The sequence below is a fragment of the Actinokineospora alba genome (assembly GCF_004362515.1).
Taxonomy (GTDB): Bacteria; Actinomycetota; Actinomycetes; order Mycobacteriales; family Pseudonocardiaceae; genus Actinokineospora; species Actinokineospora alba.
The window spans coordinates 5,906,166-5,925,154 of sequence record NZ_SNXU01000001.1 but is presented as its reverse complement, the minus strand read 5'-3'; the positions used below and the strand labels follow the sequence as shown (position 1 = coordinate 5,925,154).

The following is an 18,989-nucleotide window of genomic DNA, read 5'->3' as shown; positions in this document are numbered from 1 at the left end:
ACTACGCTTCGTGCGCATGTCCCCACGAGAATGGGTGAGGGAGACCGGGTGACGGACCACGAGACCGCCCCCGCGGAGATCCTGTCCGCTACCGATACGGCCTTCGCGCTCACCGATCGAGCATCGACCGTGCGCTGGGTGAACCCCGCCATGGCGGTGCTGCTCGGCCTCAGTGTCGAGCAGAGCATCGGCCGATCGCTGACCGCGCTGCTGGCGGGCGCGCCGGACGGCCCGCGCGACGAAGACGTCATGCTGCCCCAGCCCGCGATCGACGGCGCCAGCTATCGCTGGCTCGAGATCCGGTGCACCGCCACCGAGGACGGCCTGCTCTACCGGGCGACCGACGTCACCCGGTGGCGCAACCGCGAACTCGACTCCGTGGGCCTGGCGAACCACCAGGACGAGTTGCTGCGCCTGGTCGACGAGGACCCCCTCACGGGCCTGCCGAACCGGCGCGCGCTGACCCGGGAGCTGGAGCGCCAGCTCGCCCTCGGGGTGCGCGGCGCGTTCCTGCTGCTCGACCTCGACCACTTCAAGGACGTCAACGACCTGCACGGCCACCCCACGGGCGACCGGGTCATGTGCACCCTGGCGTCGCTGCTGCGCGACCGCATCGGCAGCGGCCAGGTCCTCGGCAGGCTCTCGGGCGACGAGTTCGCCGCCGTGCTGGCCGACTCCGACGAGCGCGACGCCGTGGCGGCGGCCGACCGGCTGCGCAACGCCATCGCCGCGATCCCGATGACCGGCGTCGCGGGCGCCAGCCGCATCACCGTGTCCATCGGCGTGGCCACCTTCGACTCGGGCGTGTCGTGGCAGGAGGTCCTGGCCAACGCCGACATGGCGCTCTACGCGTCCAAGGCGGCGGGCCGCAACCGGGTCACGGTCTACGAACCGGGGCACTACCAGGACACCGCCCTGCGCGTCACGGTGATCGAACGGGTCCGCGCGGCGCTCAAGCACGGCGGGTTCGTGCTGCACGCGATGCCGATGGTCAAGCTCGGCAGCGGCCGGGTCATCGGCCACGAACTGCTGCTGCGGCTGGAGGACGGGAAGGACCCGCACCTGGGCCCCGGCGAGTTCCTGCTCGCCGCCGAACGCAGTGATCTTGTCTTCGAGATCGACCGCTGGGTCGCGGACAAGGCGATCCAGACCCTCGTCGAGCACCCGTATCCGGGGCTGAGATTCAACGTCAACGTCTCCGGCCGCACCCTGGAGGACGAGGACTTCGGCGACTTCGTCCTCGACCGGCTCACCGCCGCGGGCGTGGCTCCGGGGCGTCTCGGCTTCGAGATCACCGAGACAGCAGCGGTCACCAACCTCGACGCCGCCCGCAGCCTGTCGCAGCAGCTGCGCGCCAGCGGCTGCCGCATCACTCTCGACGACTTCGGTTCGGGGTTCGGGTCGTTCGTGCACCTGAAGGAACTGCCCATCACCGGCCTCAAGATCGACGGCGAGTTCATCCACGGCATCGACTACGGCAGCCGCGACACCGTGCTGGTGCAGGGGATCGTCGACATCGCCCGCGGCCTGGGCCTGTCGGTCGTGGCCGAATGGGTGGAACGCGCCACCCAGGTCGAAGCCCTGTCCCGGCTCGGTGTGCGCGTCGCACAAGGGTTCCATCTGGGCAAGCCGGAACCACTGGAGACACTGCTCGCCCGCCCGCACGGGGTGTGGATGCGCCGGCCCACGTTGATGCAGGACCTGGACACGATGGACTCCGCGAACGCGCGAGCCGAGTCCGCCGCCCGGGCCGAGTCCACCTCGCGCGGAATTGTCGGTGGGCGCGGCTAGGTTCGGGGCATGATCTTCGAACTGCGGCAGTACACCCTGCACCCAGGCCGTCGCGACGAGCTGATCTCGCTGTTCGAGCGGGAGTTCGTCGAGCCGCAGCTGGCCTTGGGCATGACCCTGCCCGGCCTGTTCCGCGACGCGGGCGACCCGGACCGTTTCGTGTGGATGCGCGGGTTCGAGGACATGCCTGCGCGGAAGGCGGCGTTAGCGGCGTTCTACGGCGGGCCGGTGTGGAAGGCGCATCGGGACGCGGCGAACGCGACGATGATCGACTCGGACAATGTGCTGCTGTTAAGCGCTGTGCGGGACTTCGCGGATGTTTCTGTCGGTTCGCCGCTCACTGCGATGATCCATTACTTTGATGCGCCGGTTGCCGAGGATCTGGTGGAGAAGGCTGCTGCTGAACCGTTTCTTGCGGTGTTTCGGGGGGACTACAGCGAGAACACCTTTCCGGCGTTGCCGGTTCGGTTGGGGGAACACGTGTTGGTGACGTTCGGTGAGGGGCCTGCCTTATCCGCCCGGGTGGAAACGCTCACCCTTGAGCCGACGGATCGGTCCGCCCTGCGATAGGCACGTGGTGCCTGTTTGGGTGGTTCGCCTTGATTTGGGGCCCCTCGAAATGGGCCTGCGCGGGCAAAGAGGGTGGGGAGGTGAAACCCACCCGCGCCGAAAGTGTAGGCCCATTTCACCCCAAATCAAGGCGAACCACCCAAACAGGCTGCTGGGCTTGGCCCCTCGCGTTTCGTGATCGCTTTCGGCGTTCGGATCATCGGTGGGCGATGCCATGCAGGACAGTCCAGCTCACCATTGCGGCGAAACCCTTCGGCACCACGACTTCCGTGCCCCCATAGAGATGGGGGAGAACCACTTCGTGGCAGGCGCCGATGATCATTGTGGCGGCTGCCTCGAGGTCGGCGTCGGCAGCGACGCGACCCTGTTCCTGTTCCGCGGCAAGGAAGTCGGCGAGTTCTTGGCGTAGGCCCCGGCCACCGGCGGTCGGGTTGGTCAGCGCCCGGAATCGGACCAGGACCTCGGGTTGGGCCAGCAACGCGGTAAACGCGGGCAGGATCGCCTCGTGCAGTGCCAGGCCGCGTTCGACGAACCTGGTCAGCGTGGTCTCCACCGGGTCGATGCCTGGCCGGGGTGGGTCGCCCAGTGTTGCCTCGACCGAGCGGACGTGGGCGTGCAACGCCAGCGCCAGCAAGTCTTCCTTGTCGGCGAAGTGGTTGTAGAGCACTCCGGTCGCCACCCCGGCCTCCTGTGCGATCTCGCGCACGGTCGGGGTGGCGCCGCGGCGGGCGAGGAGTCGTTCGGCGGTGGTGATCAGGTGTTCGCGCAGGGTTTGGTCGCCCGCGGCCGCCACCTTGCGCGGGGCCATCAGGCGCGCACCGCCTGGATCCGCCAGGCCGCGCCGCGCAGTCGCACGCCGTCGGGGGTCTCGAAGCGGCGCATCGACTCGGTGAACTCGGCGCGGACCAAGTCGGCGACTTCAGGGCCCGCGTTGGCCAGGTTGAACCGGACCGGTCCCCAGTCGGCGAGGAAGGCGCCCGCGTCGGCCGCGTCGCGGCCCCACACCTGGTCGGCGTCGACAGGGTCGATCGCGATGTCGGTGTAGCCCGCCTGCTCCAGGATTCCGCGCACGACAACAGGATCGCTCATCGACAGCGGGCCCGCGTCGCCGGGCTCGTCGTTGATCCACGGCAGCTGCTTGGCCGCGCCGATGACCTCGGCCAGATCATGTTCGGCGATCGAGCGCATGCTCAACATCGCGAGCCTGCCGCCGGGGCGCAGCGCGGTGCCGAGGTTGGCGAACGCGGCGACCGGGTTGGCGAAGAACATGATCCCGAACCGGCTGACCGCCACGTCGAACTCGCGGGCGAACGCGAACACCTGGGCGTCGCCTTGGACGAACGTGACGTTGTCGATTCCCTCCTCGGCCGCGACCTGCCTGGCCCGGGCGAGCATCGGCTCGGACAGGTCGAGCCCCATCGCCCCGGCGCCCCGACCCGCGGCGAGGCGGGTGAGCTGGCCCGCGCCGCAGCCGACGTCGAGAACCCGGTCGTCAGGGCGGATCAAGTCGAGGACTGCCGGGTTGAACTCGAGGTTGATCGCGTTGTAGCGGTCGTGGTGGTCGGCCCAGTGCTTCCCCTCGTAGCCGTTCCACGCTTCGGCCTGACCGGTGTTGATCGTCTCCATGAGAAATCCCCTCGTGAACGTCCGTTCATGAACGTGCGTTCATCATGGACTGTGACCCGGCCCGAGCGCAACGTCTAGTAGGGTGGCGACGCCGGTATCGGAGGAATCGAAGGAGGTGGGAACCCATGACCGTCAGGTCAGGTCGGGTGCTCTCCTCTCACGGCCACAGGGTCCACCGGGTTCGGTGACCACGAGAGCGCCCGTCGGCATCCCCGAAAGGCGTTCCATGTCGTCCCCGATCGTCACCACTCTTCGTTCCGCGGGCTGTGTCTTCGCCGAGGACGAGGCCCACCTCCTCATCACCACCGCCGCGACCCCGGCCGACCTCGCCGCGATGCTCGCCCGCCGGGTCGCGGGGGAGCCGCTGGAACACGTGCTGGGCTGGGCGGAGTTCGGCGGCCTGCGCGTCGCCGTCGACCCGGGCGTCTTCGTCCCCCGGCGGCGCACCGAGTTCCTCGCCCGGCAAGCCGCCGCGCTCGCCGCGCCGGGCGCTGTCGTGGTCGACCTGTGCTGTGGATCCGGCGCAGTCGGCGCCGCGGTGGCCGCCGCCGTCCACGGTGTCGAGCTGTATTCCGTGGACATAGACCCAGCAGCCGTGGCGTGCGCCCGCCGCAATGTCCGAGGCGCCGTCTTCGCGGGCGACCTCTATGACCCGCTGCCCGACTCCCTGCGCGGCCGTGTCGACATCCTGGTCGCGAACGCCCCCTACGTCCCGACCGACGCGATCGTGCTCATGCCCCCGGAAGCCCGCATCCACGAGCCGCGCCACGCTCTCGACGGCGGCGCCGACGGTCTTGAGATCCAGCGCCGCGTCAGCGCCGCCGCCGCGGCGTGGCTGGCGCCTGGCGGGCACCTCCTCATCGAGACCAGTGAACGCCAGGCGCCGCGCACGGCCGAGGCGTTCGAGCGGGATGGACTGACCCCGCGCGTGGTCGGCTGCGACGAGCTGGGCGCGACCGTCGTCATCGGCACTAAAGCGGGTATTGCGTAAAGGTCAGATCTATCTCACACTCGTGCGGCGAAAATCACGCACATTCAGCGTTCATGACTGTGAACATTGGATGAATCGGCCTGCTTCCGATGGAGTGACCATGCCGCACCGCATTCCCCGCCGCTCGTTCCTGTCCTGGTCGGTCGCCGCGGCCGCGCTGCCGATGGTGATGACCGGGGCGTCGCCCGCGCTCGCCGCCGGGGCCGTGCTCGACGACCGGCTCGCCGCGGGCACCGGGTGGCGAGACTTCCTCGGGTCGCTGGACCTGGTGTGGCAGTCGGTGCCCACTTCCTTCTACCAAGGCCCGTTCCTGGGCAACGGCGGCTTGGGCGTGAGCGTCTACCAGCGGTCGGGGGCGAACCGGCTCGCGTTCGTCCTCGGCGACAGCCGGGTGCGCGACCACCAGGCCCCCGGCGGTCCGCTGTGGGGCGGGGCCCGGCTGCCGGTCGGCTACCTGACGCTGCAGACCACCGGGGCGGTGACCGGTGTCGACCTGCGACTGTCCTTATGGAACGCTGAGCTGAGCGGCTTCGTGACCACCACGAACGGTGTGCTCTCGGTCCGGGCGTTCGTCCACGCCCGCAAGGATGTCCTGGTGGTCGCCGCCGTTCCGGCCAGCGGGACCGAGACCGCCGCGTGGACCTTCACCTCGCAGGCCGCGGTCAGCCCCCGCCAGCAGTTCTATCCGGCGCAGCGGCCCGCCGACCTGCTGAGCAACCCCGCGGCGGTGACGACCACGACCGCGGCAGGCGGCACCTGCGTGCAGGACCTGGCTTGCGGCGGTCGCACCGAAACCCGCTGGACGCGGCGCACCGAAGCCGACGGGGTGACCGCCACCCTGTTGTGCACCGTGGCGCACAGCGGGACCGACCGCTCCGCGAGCACGACCGCGGCGGCCACCATGAGCGCGCTGGGCACCCTCGACCAGCTCGCCGCCGACCACCGCTCATGGTGGAACGCCTTCTATCCCAGCAGTTTCGTGTCCGTGCCCGACACCAAGCTGATGAGCTTCTACTGGACCCAGCTCTACAAGGCCGCCAGCGCCACCCGCGCCGACCGGCCCGTGATGGCCACGACCGGCCCGTGGCTGGAGCCGACTCCGTGGCCCGCGGTCTGGTGGAACCTCAACGTGCAGCTGGAGTACTGGCTGCTCTACGCCACTGGGCACACCGAGCTGGACTCGCTGAGCAAGTCGATGGCGGGCAACGAGGCAGGGCTGATCGCGAGCACCCCGCAGGCCTACCGCGGGGACTCGCTCGTGCTCGCCCGAACCTCGCAGGAGGATCTGAAGTCCGAGGTGTCGAGCGTGCCCGGCACGACCTCGCCGGTATGCGAGGCGGGCAACCTGACCTGGGCGCTGCACAACGTGTGGCTGGCATACCGGCACACCATGGACGACACCCTGCTCCGGAACACGCTGTTTCCCCGGCTGCGCAAGGCGATCAACTTCTACCTGCACTTCCTCGCCAAGGACAGCGCGGGCGTCTACCACCTGCCTACCACCTACTCGCCGGAGTACGCCAACACCAGTGACTGCAACTACGACCTGGCACTGATCCACTGGGGCTGCCGCACCCTGCTCGCCGCCGTCGACCGGCTCGGCATCACCGACCCGTTGGCGCCAAAGTGGCGCGACGTGCTCGCGCACCTGACCCCGCCTCCGCAGGACGCCACCCAGGGACTGTGGATCGGCAAGGACAAGCAACTCACCTCGTCGCACCGGCACTTCTCGCACCTGCTCTGGTTCTACCCGCTCTACGAGCTGGACGTGACCGTGCCCGCCAACCGGGATCTGCTGGTCAAGTCGCTGGCGCACTGGCAGAGCCTGACCGGCGCGCTGCAGGGCTACAGCTTCACCGGCTCGGGCTCGATGTACGCGTTGCTGGGCAACGGGAACTCCGCACTGACGCAGCTGAACAAGCTGGTCACGTCCTACGTCAGGCAGAACACCATGTACGCCGAGACCGGCCCGGTGATCGAGACACCGCTGGCGGGCGCGCAGACCATGCACGACATGCTCGTGCAGAGCTGGGGCGAGGTCATCCGGGTCTTCCCGGCCGTGCCGACCGCGTGGGCCGACGTGACCCTCCACAACCTCACGACCGAGGGCGCGTTCCGGATCAGCGCCCGGCGGCGGGCCGGTGTCACCGAGTTCATCAGGGTCCGCAGCCTCGCGGGCGAGCCGTGCCGGGTGCGGCCGGGCGGGATGGCGGGCCCGTACAGCGTGCAGCCCGCGGGGGCCACGCCAGGCCCGATCGACTGGACTCTGCAGGCCGACGGTGTCCTCGAGATCACCCTGGCGGCGGGGCAGGAGGCACTGATCACGAAGGCCGGAACGGCACCCGCCCTGCTGGTCGCGCCGGTGGCCACCCCGACCAAGGCGTCCTGGGGGCTGCCGCCTGCCGCGGGCGGCACACCGCTGCCCATCGCGTCTCTGCTGAACAACGACGGCATCTCCTGGCAGTCGGCCACCGCGGACGGCGATCTCGACTCCGCGGGATACACCTTTCCCGCCGAGGAGATGCCCACGCCTGGCCTGTTCGTCTCCGGCGGTGTCAACTGGACGATGCCGGGTTACGCCGACGGGCAGAAGAACAACGTCGTTCCAACTGGACAGACGATCTCGGTCCCGACGGGGACGTACACGGAACTGCACGTTCTGGGTGTCGCGACCCAGGGCAACGCCACCGGCTCGGTCACCTTCACCTACGGCGACGGCTCCACCTCGACCGCGCCCCTGAACCTCTCCGACTGGGGCCGCACCACCACGAACGGCGAACTCGTCGCCGTGCAGACGACCCACCGGCACAGCCCCTCCGGCGACCACCCGCTGCGAGTCCGGCTGCTGCACCAGACGATCCCGGTCACCGGCACGGCGCCGCTGACCTCGATCCGCCTGCCCAGCCACGGCAGGATGCACCTGTTCGGGCTGACCCTGCGGTGACCGGCACGGACAGTGGCCCCGCGGGCTTTCGCCTGCGGGGCCACTGTTTCGCTCCCCCTGGATCAGGTGGTGAGGGTCCAGCTGTCGATGTAGCCGGTGTCGTTGGTCTCGACGTCCTGCACCCGGAGCTTCCATGCGCCGTTGCGGGATTCCGAGGACAGGTTCACCGTGTAGCTGGCGTTGACGTTGTCGGCCGAGTCGCTGCTCGAGGAGTTCTTCAGCCGGTACGCCGTGCCGTCCGGGGCCACCAGGTCGATGACGAGGTCACCGCGCCAGGTGTGCACGATCGCGACGTCGACCTTGCTGCTGGCCGAGGCGGTTCCGGTGCAGGACAGCGAGATCGTGCTTTCCACCGTGCTGTTGTCGGCGATGTTCACGTTCGTGCCATTGCTGGCCGGGGCGCAGCCGCCGCCGTCTCCGGAGGAGCCGGGGTTCAGCGTCCAGGTGTCGATCTTGCCGCTGTCGCCGGGCCCGGAGTCGTTGACTCGCAGCTTCCAGGCGCCGTTGGCGGTCTCGGACGACAGGTTGACGGTGTAGGACTTGACGATGTTGTCCGCCGACCCGCCTTCCTTGTTGTGCAGGACGTAGGCCGAGCCGTCGGGTGCGATGAGCGAGACGGTCAGGTCGCCGATGTAGGTGTGGACGATGTTGACGTCGACCTTGGCGGTGGCTGAGGCGTTGCCGGTGCAGCCGGAGACGGTGACCGGGCTTTCGACGGTGGTGTTGTCGGTGATGGCGTAGTCGGTGGCGTTGGTGACCGCCGAGCAGGTGCCGCCGCCGGTGGGGTTGATCGTCCAGGTGAACGAAGCCGAGCCGGACTTGGCGGGGCTGGAGCTGTCGGTGGCGGTGATGGTCACGTTGGAGGTGCCCGCCGCCGTGGGGGTGCCGGTGATGGTGCCGGTGGAGGAGGCGATCGACAGTCCGGCGGGCAGGCCGGTGGCCGACCAGGTGTAGGGGGAGGTGCCACCGGAGACGCTGTTGGTCTTGTTGACCGCGGTGCCCACGGTGCCGGTCTGGTTGCCCGGGTTCGCGACCGTGACGTCGGTGGTGCCGCCGCCGGTGAACAGCGTCAGGTTCCACTTCGTGAGGGCTTCGTTGAGGGGCTGGAACACGGCGTTGTCGCCGGTCGGGCAGTTGTTGCCGTTGATGGCGCCCTCATGCAGGCCGACCGCCTTGTCCCCGGCCAGCCAGACGCCGCCGGAGTCGCCGCCCTGGGAGCAGGCGGTGGTGACCGTCAGGCCTTCGACGACCACGCTGCCGTAGTCCATGGTGTGGTTGAGTTTCGTGACCCGGCCGCACTCCCAGTTGGGGGCGGTGTTGCCCGAGTGGCACACGGTCTCGCCGACGATGGCGTCCTTCGAGCCGGTCACGTTGATCGCGGGCTGGCCCCAGGTGTTGACCGCCGCCGACAGCGTCCAGCCCGACTCCGTGACCGCGACAACCCCCATGTCGCCCTCGCGGCCGTTGATGCTGCGGGACCCGCCGACGTTGCCGGTGCCGATCCGGTTCTGCTGTCCACTCTGGCCATACGCGGCCTGGTTGGCGTCGTTGGTGCAGTGGCCGGCTGTGAGGAAGTGCTTGCCGCCGTTGGCATCGGTGGCGGCGACACCGACCGAGCACGCCGTCTCCGAGCCCGGCCACCAGCCGTCGCCCGGGTTGACCTCGCCCGCCTGCTGCACCGGCGACGTGTCGGTCTCCTCGATCCGCACACCGTCGACGTCACGCAGTGAGCGCAGGAACTCCTCGGTCGCCGTGGTCTTCTTCGTCGCGTTGATCCGCACGAGGACGTCGTTGCGAACCTCGTCCACCCCGTAGCCGTTGAGGCCGGGGACATCTTTCGCCGCCAGGTCCGCCACCTTGGACACCAGCGAGTCGAGCCGCGACTTGCTCCGACCGACGAAAGCGGGTCGGGCACCCGCGGCCCGCACGGCATCGGCCGTGGCCTGGTCGGTCACCGCGACGGTCAACGCACCGGTCTGGTCGTCGAACCACTTGCCGGGCGCCTGCCGCACGACTGTCTCGGGCAGCCGGTCGAGCACCACCCGCGCGGCCGCCTGCTCGCCAAGCGTCTTGCGGGCCTGTTCCTGGCTGATGCCCAGGTCATGGGCGACACCGTTGACCATGGCGGGCGGGAAGTCCTGCGGGGACGGGGGATCAGCGGCATTGGCCGCGCCTTGGCTGAGCACGACGGCGCCTGCCACGACGGCTGCCGCGCTGACCGAACTCAGAACTCTTACGCGCATACGCATAACGGATGCGGCCTCCTAACAAGACAAAGTGCAGGGAGGCCGAAGGTAAGCCGCGCAAGGGAAGAAGAGAACGAGATCGAGTTTTTAACTATTCAGTTCGAGTTCACAGCGGCGCCCGGGCCGAGGTCCGAAAGGCCCCTGGGGTGCGGCCGACGCGGTGGTGGAAGAACTTCGAGAAATTCGTGGCATCAGGGAAACCCAGCTGGTGGGCGATCACCGCGACGGGGCGGTCGCCATGCGCCAGCAGTCGCTTGGCCTCCAAGACGACCCGCAGGTCGATGAACTCCTTCGCACCGACCCCGGCGGCGGCGAGTGTCGCCCGGGACAGTGTCCGCGGCGAATAGCCGAGCATCCGCGCGTAGTGCCCGACCTGGCGGGCCGCGGCGAAGTCGCGCTCCACAGCGTCGCGGAAGCGGCGGAAGGTCTCCCCCGGCTCGGCCGCGGGCGTGCCCGGGCTCAGGTGGGCGATCCGCAACAGCAGCGCGGCGAGGAGGTGCCCGAGCAACTCGGTGCGCACCGCGTCCGGGAGTGCCTGGTCGGCGTACTCCCGGGCCAGGTGGTCGAGGGCGCCGCGGGCGGCGGTGGCCGCCGAGCCGGTGGCGTGCCAGTGCACGGGGCCGAACCGGTCGTCGACGCGCGCGGTCGCGGGGGAGAGGAAGCTCGGCTGGAAGAACACCACGGTGCCCTCCGCGCTCGCCAAGTCGCCGAAACGCTGGACCTGCCCCGGCCGCACCCACAGCCAGGAACCGGCGGTCACCGTGTACGGGGTGAAGTCCACCGCGTGCCACAGCGTGCCCGCGTCGACCGCGAACAGCAGGTGGAACTCAGGGCGCTGCGGACTGCCCAGCTCCTGCCCGCGCGCCCGCTCCCGCAGGTCGGCCAGCGTCAGCACCTCGACTCCCGCCGCGGCGGCCGACGGGGGCGAATAGGCGATCTCAGGTATCGCGGGCTGTCCGTTTTTCACCATGATGAGTCCCGATCATACCTCGCTGACCAGCGACGACCTTCCCAGAAGGCAGCAAACGACAAGGGAGTGACCACCATGGCGAAGATCGCCGTGTTCGGTGCCACCGGCACGATCGGCAGCACCATCACCCGCGAGGCCCTCGACCGCGGCCACCAGGTGACCGCCGTCCGGCGCGACAGTGCCAAGCCCACCGACCCGCGGGCCGAGCCGACCGTGGGCGACGTCCTCGACCCCCAGTCCGTCGCGGCGATCGCCAAGGGCCACGACGTGGTGATCAGCGCCGTCGGCGGCGGTGACGGCACTGGGCACCTGGCGACGATCAAGCCCGCCGCCGAATCGCTCGTGGCGGGCCTGCGCGCCCTCGGCCCGGACGCGCCGCGCCTGGTCGCCGTCGGCGGCGCCGGTTCGCTGCGCACCCCGGACGGGGGAGAGGTACGCGAGAAGGAAGGCCTGCCGGAGTTCCTCCTGCAGATCATGAACGCGCACGCCGACGCTTTGGACTACTACCGCGGAGTCGACGACGTCCGCTGGACCAACCTCAGCCCGGCGGCCACCATCGAACCCGGCACCCGCACCGGCCGGTACCGCACCGAACTCGACGACCTGATCGTCGACGGCGACGGCGCCAGCCGGATCTCCACGGAGGACTACGCGGTGGCCGTCATCGACGAGATTGAGAACCCGCGCCACGTCGGAAAGCGCTTCACCGTCGGCTATTGACCAATCGGCGGCGATGATCGACCGGAACCTTAGGGGACCGTGACGGCAGCCGACCACGGTCGCCGCGAATCCGCACAATCACGTGGTAGGCGACTGATCCCAAAATTTCGGGGAGGCGGAACAGAACAACTCGTCGAAGACCCGGGTCCGGTCGAAGGCCATGGCGTGCGCACGGGCCCGGGCTTCCATGATCCGACGTTCCTCCGGTCCCATTTCCAGCACCACCCGGTCGAGCGCGGCGGCGATGCCCGCGACGTCGCCCGCCTCGACGATGACCGCCGTGTCACCGACGGCCTCGCCGGTCCCGCCGGTGACGGTGGTGATCACCGGTCCGCCGCCCGCCAGCATCTTCTCGGTCAGCGCGATGCCGAAGGTCTCGACGAAGTCCGGCTCCGGCCGGGTCGGCAGCGCGTACGCCGCGCAGCCGCGCATCAGCAGCGGTTTCTCCTCGTCGTCCACGTCGTCGAGGAAGACGATCCGGTCGTCGTCGCGGGCGAGCGCCCGGACCTCGGGGAGCGCCGGTCCGGTCCCGGCCACGACGAGCCGCACCCGCGACCGCGCCTTCGACCTGGAGAATGCGTTCACCAGGTCGAAGATGCCCTTGGCCTGCGTCACCCGCGACAGGAACAACACGTAGCCGTCGCGTTCCAGCCCTCGGCGTTTGAGTGCGGTGTCCACCAGCATCAAGTCGAGGTCGAGGTACGCCGACGTGTCGATCGGCGGGTAGCTGACCGAGACCCGGTCGCGGCACTCGTCGGCGAGTCGGGTGCCGCAGTAGGAGTCGACCTCCTCGGCGGAGGCGACGATCTCCTGCCGGGTGTACTCCGACACGGCGAGCACCTCGTCGTTGGCGAGGAACGTGGTGAACAGGACGACGGCCGCCCCGAACCGCCCCTCCCGCAGGCAGGACCGGATCACGTTGGTGACGTCCGAGCCCACCGCCTTCGCCATCGTGTGCACATTGGGCGCGAAACCGGCGGCGCGCGCCGCCGCGACCGCGTCTTGGACGACCGCGGTGTGCGGCGCGAGGTACATCGACAGGCAGGTGGTCGGGACCGGCTCGGCCAGCAACTCGACCAGCCTGCCGGTGAGGCCCGCCATGAACCGCCCGTCGGGCACCCGGTAGTCGCCGACCGGCTCCGGCCGCTCCACGGTGATTCCCCCGCTGTAGGGCATGATCCGGTCGAGTGGCTTGAGCGGCAGCCCCGCTGCCTGCAGCGCCGGGATCGGCCAGGTCAGCAGGCGCACGTCGGTGAAGCCGCGGGTCAGCGCGACCTCGGCCAGGTTGCGTGCCTCGCCCGAGTGCCCGCAGATCACCGGGTCTGCCCGGACCGCGATTACCAGGCGCCGGTTCACGGGCCCACTCCGGTGGACAGCGACGGCGGCCGGTTCGTCTGCCCCCACCGTGACGGCTCCGGGCCGACCTCCAGCCGCAGGGTCCCGCCCGCCTGGACCTCGGACGCGCTCAGGTGCGTCACCTCGAGCGGCAACCCCGCCGCCCGCAGCGCCGGGATCGGCCAGGTCAGCAGGCGCACGTCGGTGAAGCCGCGGGTGAGCGCGACTTCGGCCAGGTTGCGAGCCTCGCCCGAGTGCCCGCAGATCACCGGGTCTGCCCGGACCGCGATCACCAGGCGCCGGTTCACGGGCCCACTCCGGTGGACAGCGACGGCGGCCGGGTCGCCCGCCCCCAGCGCGACGGCTCCGGGCCCAGCTCCAGGTGCAGTGTCCCGCCCGCGTGGACGTCGGACGCGCTCAGGTGAGTCACCTCGAGCGGCTTCCCGTTGAGCCGCGCGGATTGGACGTACTGCGGCGGTGGCACCCGGTCGAGCCCGTCGGAGCTGATCGGTGTCTCGCGGTGTCCGCTGGTCTCGATGACGAAGTCCTTGTCTCCCACATGGATCGTGGATCGGGCGAACGCCGGGGCGTTGACGAGGAACAGGCTCTGCCCGGCGACCGGGAACAGGCCAAGTGAGGCCCACACGTACCAGCTGCTGAGCCCGCCCGAGTCGTCGTTGCCCGGCAGCCCGCCCGGGCCGGTGCCGAACTGCCAGGTGAGCGCCGCGTGCACGACCTCGGCGGTGCGGTCCGGTCGACCCGCGTAGTGGTAGGACCACGGGGCCTCCATGTCGGGCTCGTTGTTCAGCCCCTCGAACCGGTTCAGCGCGTATCCGACGGCCATCTGCGCCGCGTCGGGCCGGTGGCCGGGCTGCACCACCCGGGCCGCGCCGTAGCCGAAGAACGCGTCCAGCATGGCGACGAACTTCTCGTCACCGCCCGCCAACGCGATCCTCCCGGCCATGTCGTGCATGAGCCGGAACGAGTAGTTCCACTTGCCTCCCTCGTAGAACGACGAGTCGTGCAGCAGGCCGGTGGCCGGGTCGAAAGCGTTGGGCCACAGGAGAGCCCGTTCGTCGAGCTGCTTGGCGAGCGGCACGTCGTTCATCGCGCGGGCGACGCCGGACGTGCAGTGGTAGGCGTAGGCGAGGTCGAGGGTGTGCGAGATCGGGTGCACGACGCCGTGCTCATAGAAGTCCTCGCCGTACATCCGGCGCAGGTCGTCGACCATGTGCACCAGCGCCCAGTTCCAGTCCAGGTCACCGAGTCCGATGGCGTGCGCGTCGGCCAGCGCGGTGTGGGTCAGGGCGCTGGCCTGCCGGAAGAACCGGTCCGCGCCGCGGGCCATCCTGTAGCCGATGGGGAAGTTGCCCTCCTCCTCGCAGACCCGGATCAGCGACTCCAGCAGGTCGACCGCCCGGTCCGGGCAGATCGCCATCAGCAGCGGCAGCTGGGTCTTGTAGATGTCCCACATCGTGCAGACGTCGAACGCGAACGGGCCCGACGTCGGCCAGAACGGGCTCTCGTCGTCGCCGAAACACGGCTTGACCAGCGAGTGGTACAGCGCGGTGGCGAACACCTGGCGCCGCGCGGGCGACCCGCCCTCGACCTCGATCCGGCCGACGTGGTCACGCCACTTGGCCTGGGTGTGCGCCTTGATGGTGTCGAAGGCCTGCGGCGCCTCCCCGCACTCACGGCGCAGGTTCTCCCGTGCCTGCTCGCAGCCGCGCAGCGAGAAGCCGATCCGCACCTCGACGCTCTGCCCGGCCGCGGCCTGTCCGATGAAGAGCAAACCGAAGGGGCGCAGCGTGGTCTGGCGGATGCGGTCGAAGTCGAGCCGGGTGCCGCCCTCGATCAGCCTGCGGTCGTGCCAGACCATCTGCCGCCAGTCCGGGCTGTCGACCTCGATGTACACCGACAGCGGCACACCCTCGACGACCACCGTGCCCTGCGCGCGGCCGTGGCCGAGGCTCTCCACGTGCGCGCGCAGCGGCACCGTGCGGCCGTGGTCGATCGCCAGCCCGCCACAGGACAGGTCGACGACCACCCGGGCGCCGCGGTGCTCGGGGAAGGTGTACCGGTGGACGGCGACCTTGGCGCCGACCGTGATCTCGCACCGGATGCCGGGGTCGAGGGTGGCCGCGTAGTACCCGGCCTCGGCGGTCTCGTCGTGCAGCGGCCAAGACTGGCCGAGGGTGTCGAGCGGCTGCACCATCGGGGTGACCCGCACATAGTTGTAGTACTTGCGGATGGCGCCGGTGCCGGACTGCTGGAAGTGGGTGAACCCGGAGGCCTGCGGGTGGTCGAACATCTGGTCCGGCAGGCCCTCGGTGTTCTTCGTGTAGAGGCCGTAACCCGTGGGGTAGGCGCCCGAGTAGGCGCAGGCCGACACCATGCCCAGCGGGGAGACGGCCCCCGGGTGGGTGTTGCCGATCTGCGCTTTCGGCCACCACCAGGTGGCCGCCAGACCCTGCGCCGGGGGCAGCGCGGTCGGGGCCGTTCCGATGAAGGGATCGATGTCGTCCACGATGGGAAAACTGTAGGACCGCGTGGCCGCCCCGATGGTTTCGCTGACGTGAACTCCTTGCTGGAATCAGGAATTCCAGCGCGTGCGCTCCTCGTCGAAGGCGGCCCGCCTGCGCGCCCGGACGTCCCGGATCTCGTCGGCCGCCTCGTGTTCGATCCGGTGGACTTCGGCGACGGAGAACGTGGTGGGGCGGACGTCGAGGTCGGCGCGGCCCGCGGCGATGTCGGCGCGGTGCTCGGCCAGTTCGTCGGTGGTCACCGGCCGGAAGCGGAGCCGGTCGAAGTGCCGCAGCAGCCACGGCCGTTCGTCGCCCAGCCGCCACACCGGCACCGTGCGCCCGACGAGCTGGTAGCCGCCGGGGCCCTCCATGCCGTAGACGCACAGGTAGATGCCGCCGATCCCGACGGCGTTCTGCGGGGTCCAGGTGCGGGCCGGATTGTACTTTGTGGTGACCAGCCGGTGTCGGGGGTCCATCGGCACCGCGACCGGGGCACCGAGATAGACGTCGCCGAGGCCGACCACGAGGTAGGTCGCCGCGGCCACGATGTCGAAGACGTCGTCGCGGTGGGGCAAAGCGTTGACCCGGCGGATGAACTCCACATTGTCGGGGCACCAAGGCGCGTCGGGCCGCACGGACGCGGCGTAGCGGCGCATCGCCTCGTGCGCCTCGGGGTGGTCGAACGCGATCGGCAGGACGACCTCCCGCGCGGGGACGACGGCCGTCGACGGGTCGGCCAGGTCGTCGGCGAGCGCGCCCAGGTGTTTGGCCAGGGGAGCGAGGTCGCGGGCGGCCGAGTCGACCGCCACCAGCAGCGACCGGACCCCTTCGACGATCTCGGTGACCCCGTCGGGCCGGTCGGACCGCAGCGCCTCGGCGAGCAGGTGCACCCACATCCGCACGGTCAGGTCGAGTTCGGTGTGACCGGCTTCCACCAGCAGGTGCCGGTCACCCGAGCGCCTGATGGTGAACGCGGGCCCGGTCTGCGTGGCGTCGCCGCCGTGCAGCGGTTCCGGCCTCGCGGAGTCGGGGCCGACCGGTGCGAGCCGGACCGTGTCGCCGGGCCGCAGCTGGCCGAGTTTCCACCGGTCCGCCTCGATCACCACCGCCGCGACGACGAACCCGCCGAGCGACGGGCCGTCCACGCCGACGATCACCGGGGTGTCGCCCGCGAGCATGATCCCGCCGACCGGGTACGCCGAGTCATGCAGGTTCGACGGGTGCAGCCCGGCCTCGCCGCCGTCCGCGCGCGCCCAGCCCGGGGTCGGTCCGGTGAGTCGGATGCCGGTGCGGTCGGCGCGGTGGTCGACGGTCCAGGTGGCGGCGAAGAACTCGTCGACCCCCTCGGCGGTCAGGTACTCCGGGGCGCCGTGCGGACCGGCGATCACCCGCAGCGTCCACGCGTGCGTCAGTTCCGGCAACGTGATCGGGACCGGGGCGATGAGGTTCTCGCGGCGGCCGAGCGGCACCGCGTCCCCAGCCCGCAGCGCCCGTCCGTCGACTCCGCCGAACTCGCCGAGGATGAACGTCGCCCGGCTGCCCAGCACCCGCGGCACGTCCAGCCCGCCCTCGACGGCGACATACCCGCGCATGCCCGGCCCCTCCAGCGGTCCCACGTCCAGCGTCGCCCCCGCGGGCAGCCGAACCACCGTGCCCGGCCGCAGGGGGCGCCCGTCGACCGTGGCCCGGGCCGCCGCGCCGCCGACGCACACCAGGCGCGGCTCGTCGACCCGCAGCACCGGCCCGCGCACGACGCACTCCAGGCCCGCCAGGTGACTCGGGTTGCCCACCGCGGCGTTGACCAGCGCGAACGTCAGGTCGTCGAACGCCCCGGACGGTGGCACCCCCACGTCCCACAGCCCGGTGCGGCCCGCCAGGTCCTGCACGGTGGTCTGCGTCCCCGGGTCGAGGACGTCGAGCACCGCCATCACGCCCACCAGCCGATCAGCTGGACAGCCGTCGGATTCCAGCCGTTGCACGGGTTGTTGAGCTGCGGGCAGTTGCTGATCAGCACCAGGATCTCGCGGCTCGCGGTGAGCTCCACGTACTTGCCCGGCGCGGACAGGCCGTCGTCGAACCGGAGATTGCCCGCGCCGTCGACCGGCACGTTCATGAAGAAGTTGATGTTGTGCCCCAGTTGGCGCTGCCCGATGCCCTTCTCCGCGCCGTAGCGCAGGAAGGTCTGCCTGCAGGCGTGCTGGTGGCGGGTGTGCTCGCCGTACCGGATCACGTTGGACTCCTGCGAGCACGCGCCGCCGACGGTGTCGTGCCTGCCGCAGGTGTCGTCGGTGATCACGGCCAGCTCGTCCAGCGCGGTCGACAGCAGCCGCGAGCCGGTCGTGAGGTACACCGCGCCCTGCTCGCGCACGGTGTCGAACGCCGAATACCGGTTGTCGATGTCGGCCGCGTCGTAGAGCAGGGTGTCGACGGCCTGATTGCCGTGCAGGTCCACGATCCGCAGCCTGCCGCCCTCGGGAACGGTGATCAACGCGCCATCGCCGGGCGGGACGACCAGATCCAGTGCCACGGTCATGCCTGTGCCCTCCTGGCCATCTCGAGCGCGCGGGCGGATTCCGCGCGGAACACGGTGCTCGCGTCGTCGGCGTCGACCGCGGGTGCGGGGGAGACCTCGACCCGCACCCCGGCGGGCGCGTAATCGGCCGTGGACAACGGATGCGGCGCTGTCGACAGGACGATCAGCACGTCCTGCTCGGTGCGCAGCGTGACGGTGTCGCCCGCTTCGGCGTGCCCGGTGACCAGCGTCAGCGAGGCCCGTTTGTCGTCGGCGATCGCCACCTTGCTGAAGAAGTTCACGCAGCCGTGCAGATCGGCAGGCCCCAGCCCGTGCTTGGTCAGCTCGGAGACCAGCCCGGTCCGCGCGGACCGGCGCCACTCGTTGCGGTGCTCGGCGTACGAGCTGGGGCCGAACCGCGCCAGGTGGCGGTCGTGGCCGAAGCCGGTCAGGCAGTCGTGCCAGTCGAGGGTCGAGGCGACGACGGAGGCGAGTGCGAGCCCGCGGTCGGACATCAGGACCATCGGCGGCTTCACACACGCCGACATCTGCGACTTCACGGTGTCGGGGATGTTCAACCGGTCCAGCCGATCCGGGCCGAACAGCAGCAGCGCGGCGTTCGCGTCGGCGCCCAGGGCGCTCAGCGTGACCAGCCTGCCCGCGCGCACCGGCGCGGACCACGCGGCGCCGCCGGGGACTTCATGGTGGTAGCTAGATGGCATGTCCGAACCCTAGGTGGCACCCCGTCGCCGTTGACAG

Annotated in this window: 15 protein-coding genes; 5 read left to right on the top strand and 10 right to left on the bottom strand. The window is 70.3% G+C overall.

Features of this window, described 5'->3' with window-relative positions; translation table 11 throughout:
• Positions 1-48 precede the first annotated feature (48 nt).
• Together C8E96_RS27045 and C8E96_RS27040 are read left to right on the top strand one after the other, a co-directional pair.
• Positions 49-1,791, top strand: coding sequence for a putative bifunctional diguanylate cyclase/phosphodiesterase (locus C8E96_RS27045; protein WP_228769645.1), 1,743 nt, complete (start codon positions 49-51; stop codon positions 1,789-1,791).
• Between the two features lie 9 nt (positions 1,792-1,800).
• Positions 1,801-2,361 (top strand): NIPSNAP family protein, encoded by a 561-nt coding sequence (locus tag C8E96_RS27040; RefSeq protein ID WP_091369870.1) that lies wholly within the window; start codon positions 1,801-1,803, stop codon positions 2,359-2,361.
• Positions 2,362-2,557: 196 nt separating this feature from the next.
• Here the strand turns inward: C8E96_RS27040 and C8E96_RS27035 are convergent, their stop codons facing one another.
• On the bottom strand, positions 2,558-3,169 hold the full coding sequence (locus C8E96_RS27035) for a TetR/AcrR family transcriptional regulator (protein ID WP_091369868.1): 612 nt from the start codon (positions 3,167-3,169) through the stop codon (positions 2,558-2,560).
• On the bottom strand, positions 3,169-3,987 hold the full coding sequence (locus C8E96_RS27030) for a class I SAM-dependent methyltransferase (protein ID WP_091369866.1): 819 nt from the start codon (positions 3,985-3,987) through the stop codon (positions 3,169-3,171). The genes C8E96_RS27035 and C8E96_RS27030 overlap by 1 nt, the downstream gene beginning before the upstream one ends.
• A 226-nt stretch (positions 3,988-4,213) precedes the next feature.
• On the opposite strand from C8E96_RS27030, the gene C8E96_RS27025 reads away from it, so the two are divergent.
• Together C8E96_RS27025 and C8E96_RS27020 are read left to right on the top strand one after the other, a co-directional pair.
• Positions 4,214-4,978: a putative protein N(5)-glutamine methyltransferase gene (locus C8E96_RS27025; protein ID WP_091369865.1), complete on the top strand. Its 765-nt coding sequence runs from the start codon at positions 4,214-4,216 to the stop codon at positions 4,976-4,978.
• 100 nt (positions 4,979-5,078) lie between these two features.
• Entirely contained in the window at positions 5,079-7,922 is a 2,844-nt protein-coding gene (locus C8E96_RS27020) for a glycosyl hydrolase family 95 catalytic domain-containing protein (RefSeq protein ID WP_176926712.1), read from the top strand.
• A 62-nt stretch (positions 7,923-7,984) separates the two neighbouring features.
• Here C8E96_RS27020 and C8E96_RS34250 read toward each other — a convergent pair whose 3' ends face one another.
• Both C8E96_RS34250 and C8E96_RS27010 read right to left on the bottom strand, forming a co-directional pair.
• Positions 7,985-10,165 carry a proprotein convertase P-domain-containing protein gene (locus C8E96_RS34250; RefSeq protein WP_228769644.1) on the bottom strand — a complete coding sequence of 727 codons (2,181 nt, stop codon included), beginning with the start codon at positions 10,163-10,165 and terminating at the stop codon, positions 7,985-7,987.
• 109 nt (positions 10,166-10,274) lie between these two features.
• Complete coding sequence (locus tag C8E96_RS27010; protein WP_091369863.1) at positions 10,275-11,138, bottom strand: helix-turn-helix domain-containing protein; 864 nt, start codon at positions 11,136-11,138, stop codon at positions 10,275-10,277.
• A gap of 75 nt (positions 11,139-11,213) precedes the next feature.
• Between C8E96_RS27010 and C8E96_RS27005 the strand changes: the two genes are divergently transcribed.
• The gene (locus C8E96_RS27005; protein WP_091370208.1) at positions 11,214-11,858 is read left to right on the top strand and encodes an NAD(P)-dependent oxidoreductase; all 645 of its coding nucleotides are present in this window, start codon (positions 11,214-11,216) and stop codon (positions 11,856-11,858) included.
• Between the two features lie 78 nt (positions 11,859-11,936).
• On the opposite strand, the gene C8E96_RS27000 is transcribed toward C8E96_RS27005, so the two are convergent.
• The 6 genes from C8E96_RS27000 to C8E96_RS26975 form a co-directional block, all read right to left on the bottom strand.
• Entirely contained in the window at positions 11,937-13,214 is a 1,278-nt protein-coding gene (locus tag C8E96_RS27000; RefSeq protein ID WP_091369862.1) for a glycosyltransferase, read from the bottom strand.
• Positions 13,211-13,501, bottom strand: a complete 291-nt coding sequence (locus C8E96_RS34245; protein WP_091369860.1) for a hypothetical protein — start codon at positions 13,499-13,501, stop codon at positions 13,211-13,213. The genes C8E96_RS27000 and C8E96_RS34245 overlap by 4 nt, the downstream gene beginning before the upstream one ends.
• On the bottom strand, positions 13,498-15,720 hold the full coding sequence (locus C8E96_RS26990) for a GH92 family glycosyl hydrolase (protein WP_228769643.1): 2,223 nt from the start codon (positions 15,718-15,720) through the stop codon (positions 13,498-13,500). The genes C8E96_RS34245 and C8E96_RS26990 overlap by 4 nt, the downstream gene beginning before the upstream one ends.
• A 66-nt stretch (positions 15,721-15,786) precedes the next feature.
• On the bottom strand, positions 15,787-17,646 hold the full coding sequence (locus tag C8E96_RS26985) for a 5-oxoprolinase/urea amidolyase family protein (protein WP_091370206.1): 1,860 nt from the start codon (positions 17,644-17,646) through the stop codon (positions 15,787-15,789).
• Entirely contained in the window at positions 17,646-18,251 is a 606-nt protein-coding gene (locus tag C8E96_RS26980; RefSeq protein WP_091369857.1) for an urea amidolyase associated protein UAAP2, read from the bottom strand. Before C8E96_RS26980 ends, C8E96_RS26985 begins: the two co-directional genes overlap by 1 nt.
• Positions 18,248-18,952, bottom strand: a complete 705-nt coding sequence (locus C8E96_RS26975; RefSeq protein ID WP_091369855.1) for a DUF1989 domain-containing protein — start codon at positions 18,950-18,952, stop codon at positions 18,248-18,250. Before C8E96_RS26975 ends, C8E96_RS26980 begins: the two co-directional genes overlap by 4 nt.
• Positions 18,953-18,989: the final 37 nt, after the last annotated feature.

Coding starts and splice junctions, on each gene's coding strand:
- C8E96_RS27040 (WP_091369870.1), top strand. CDS start 1,801: ATGATCTTCGAACTGCGGCAGTACACCCTGCACCCAGGCCGTCGCGAC.
- C8E96_RS27035 (WP_091369868.1), bottom strand. CDS start 3,169: ATGGCCCCGCGCAAGGTGGCGGCCGCGGGCGACCAAACCCTGCGCGAA.
- C8E96_RS27030 (WP_091369866.1), bottom strand. CDS start 3,987: ATGGAGACGATCAACACCGGTCAGGCCGAAGCGTGGAACGGCTACGAG.
- C8E96_RS27025 (WP_091369865.1), top strand. CDS start 4,214: ATGTCGTCCCCGATCGTCACCACTCTTCGTTCCGCGGGCTGTGTCTTC.
- C8E96_RS27020 (WP_176926712.1), top strand. CDS start 5,079: ATGCCGCACCGCATTCCCCGCCGCTCGTTCCTGTCCTGGTCGGTCGCC.
- C8E96_RS34250 (WP_228769644.1), bottom strand. CDS start 10,165: ATGCGCGTAAGAGTTCTGAGTTCGGTCAGCGCGGCAGCCGTCGTGGCA.
- C8E96_RS27010 (WP_091369863.1), bottom strand. CDS start 11,138: ATGGTGAAAAACGGACAGCCCGCGATACCTGAGATCGCCTATTCGCCC.
- C8E96_RS27005 (WP_091370208.1), top strand. CDS start 11,214: ATGGCGAAGATCGCCGTGTTCGGTGCCACCGGCACGATCGGCAGCACC.
- C8E96_RS26985 (WP_091370206.1), bottom strand. CDS start 17,646: ATGGCGGTGCTCGACGTCCTCGACCCGGGGACGCAGACCACCGTGCAG.
- C8E96_RS26980 (WP_091369857.1), bottom strand. CDS start 18,251: ATGACCGTGGCACTGGATCTGGTCGTCCCGCCCGGCGATGGCGCGTTG.
- C8E96_RS26975 (WP_091369855.1), bottom strand. CDS start 18,952: ATGCCATCTAGCTACCACCATGAAGTCCCCGGCGGCGCCGCGTGGTCC.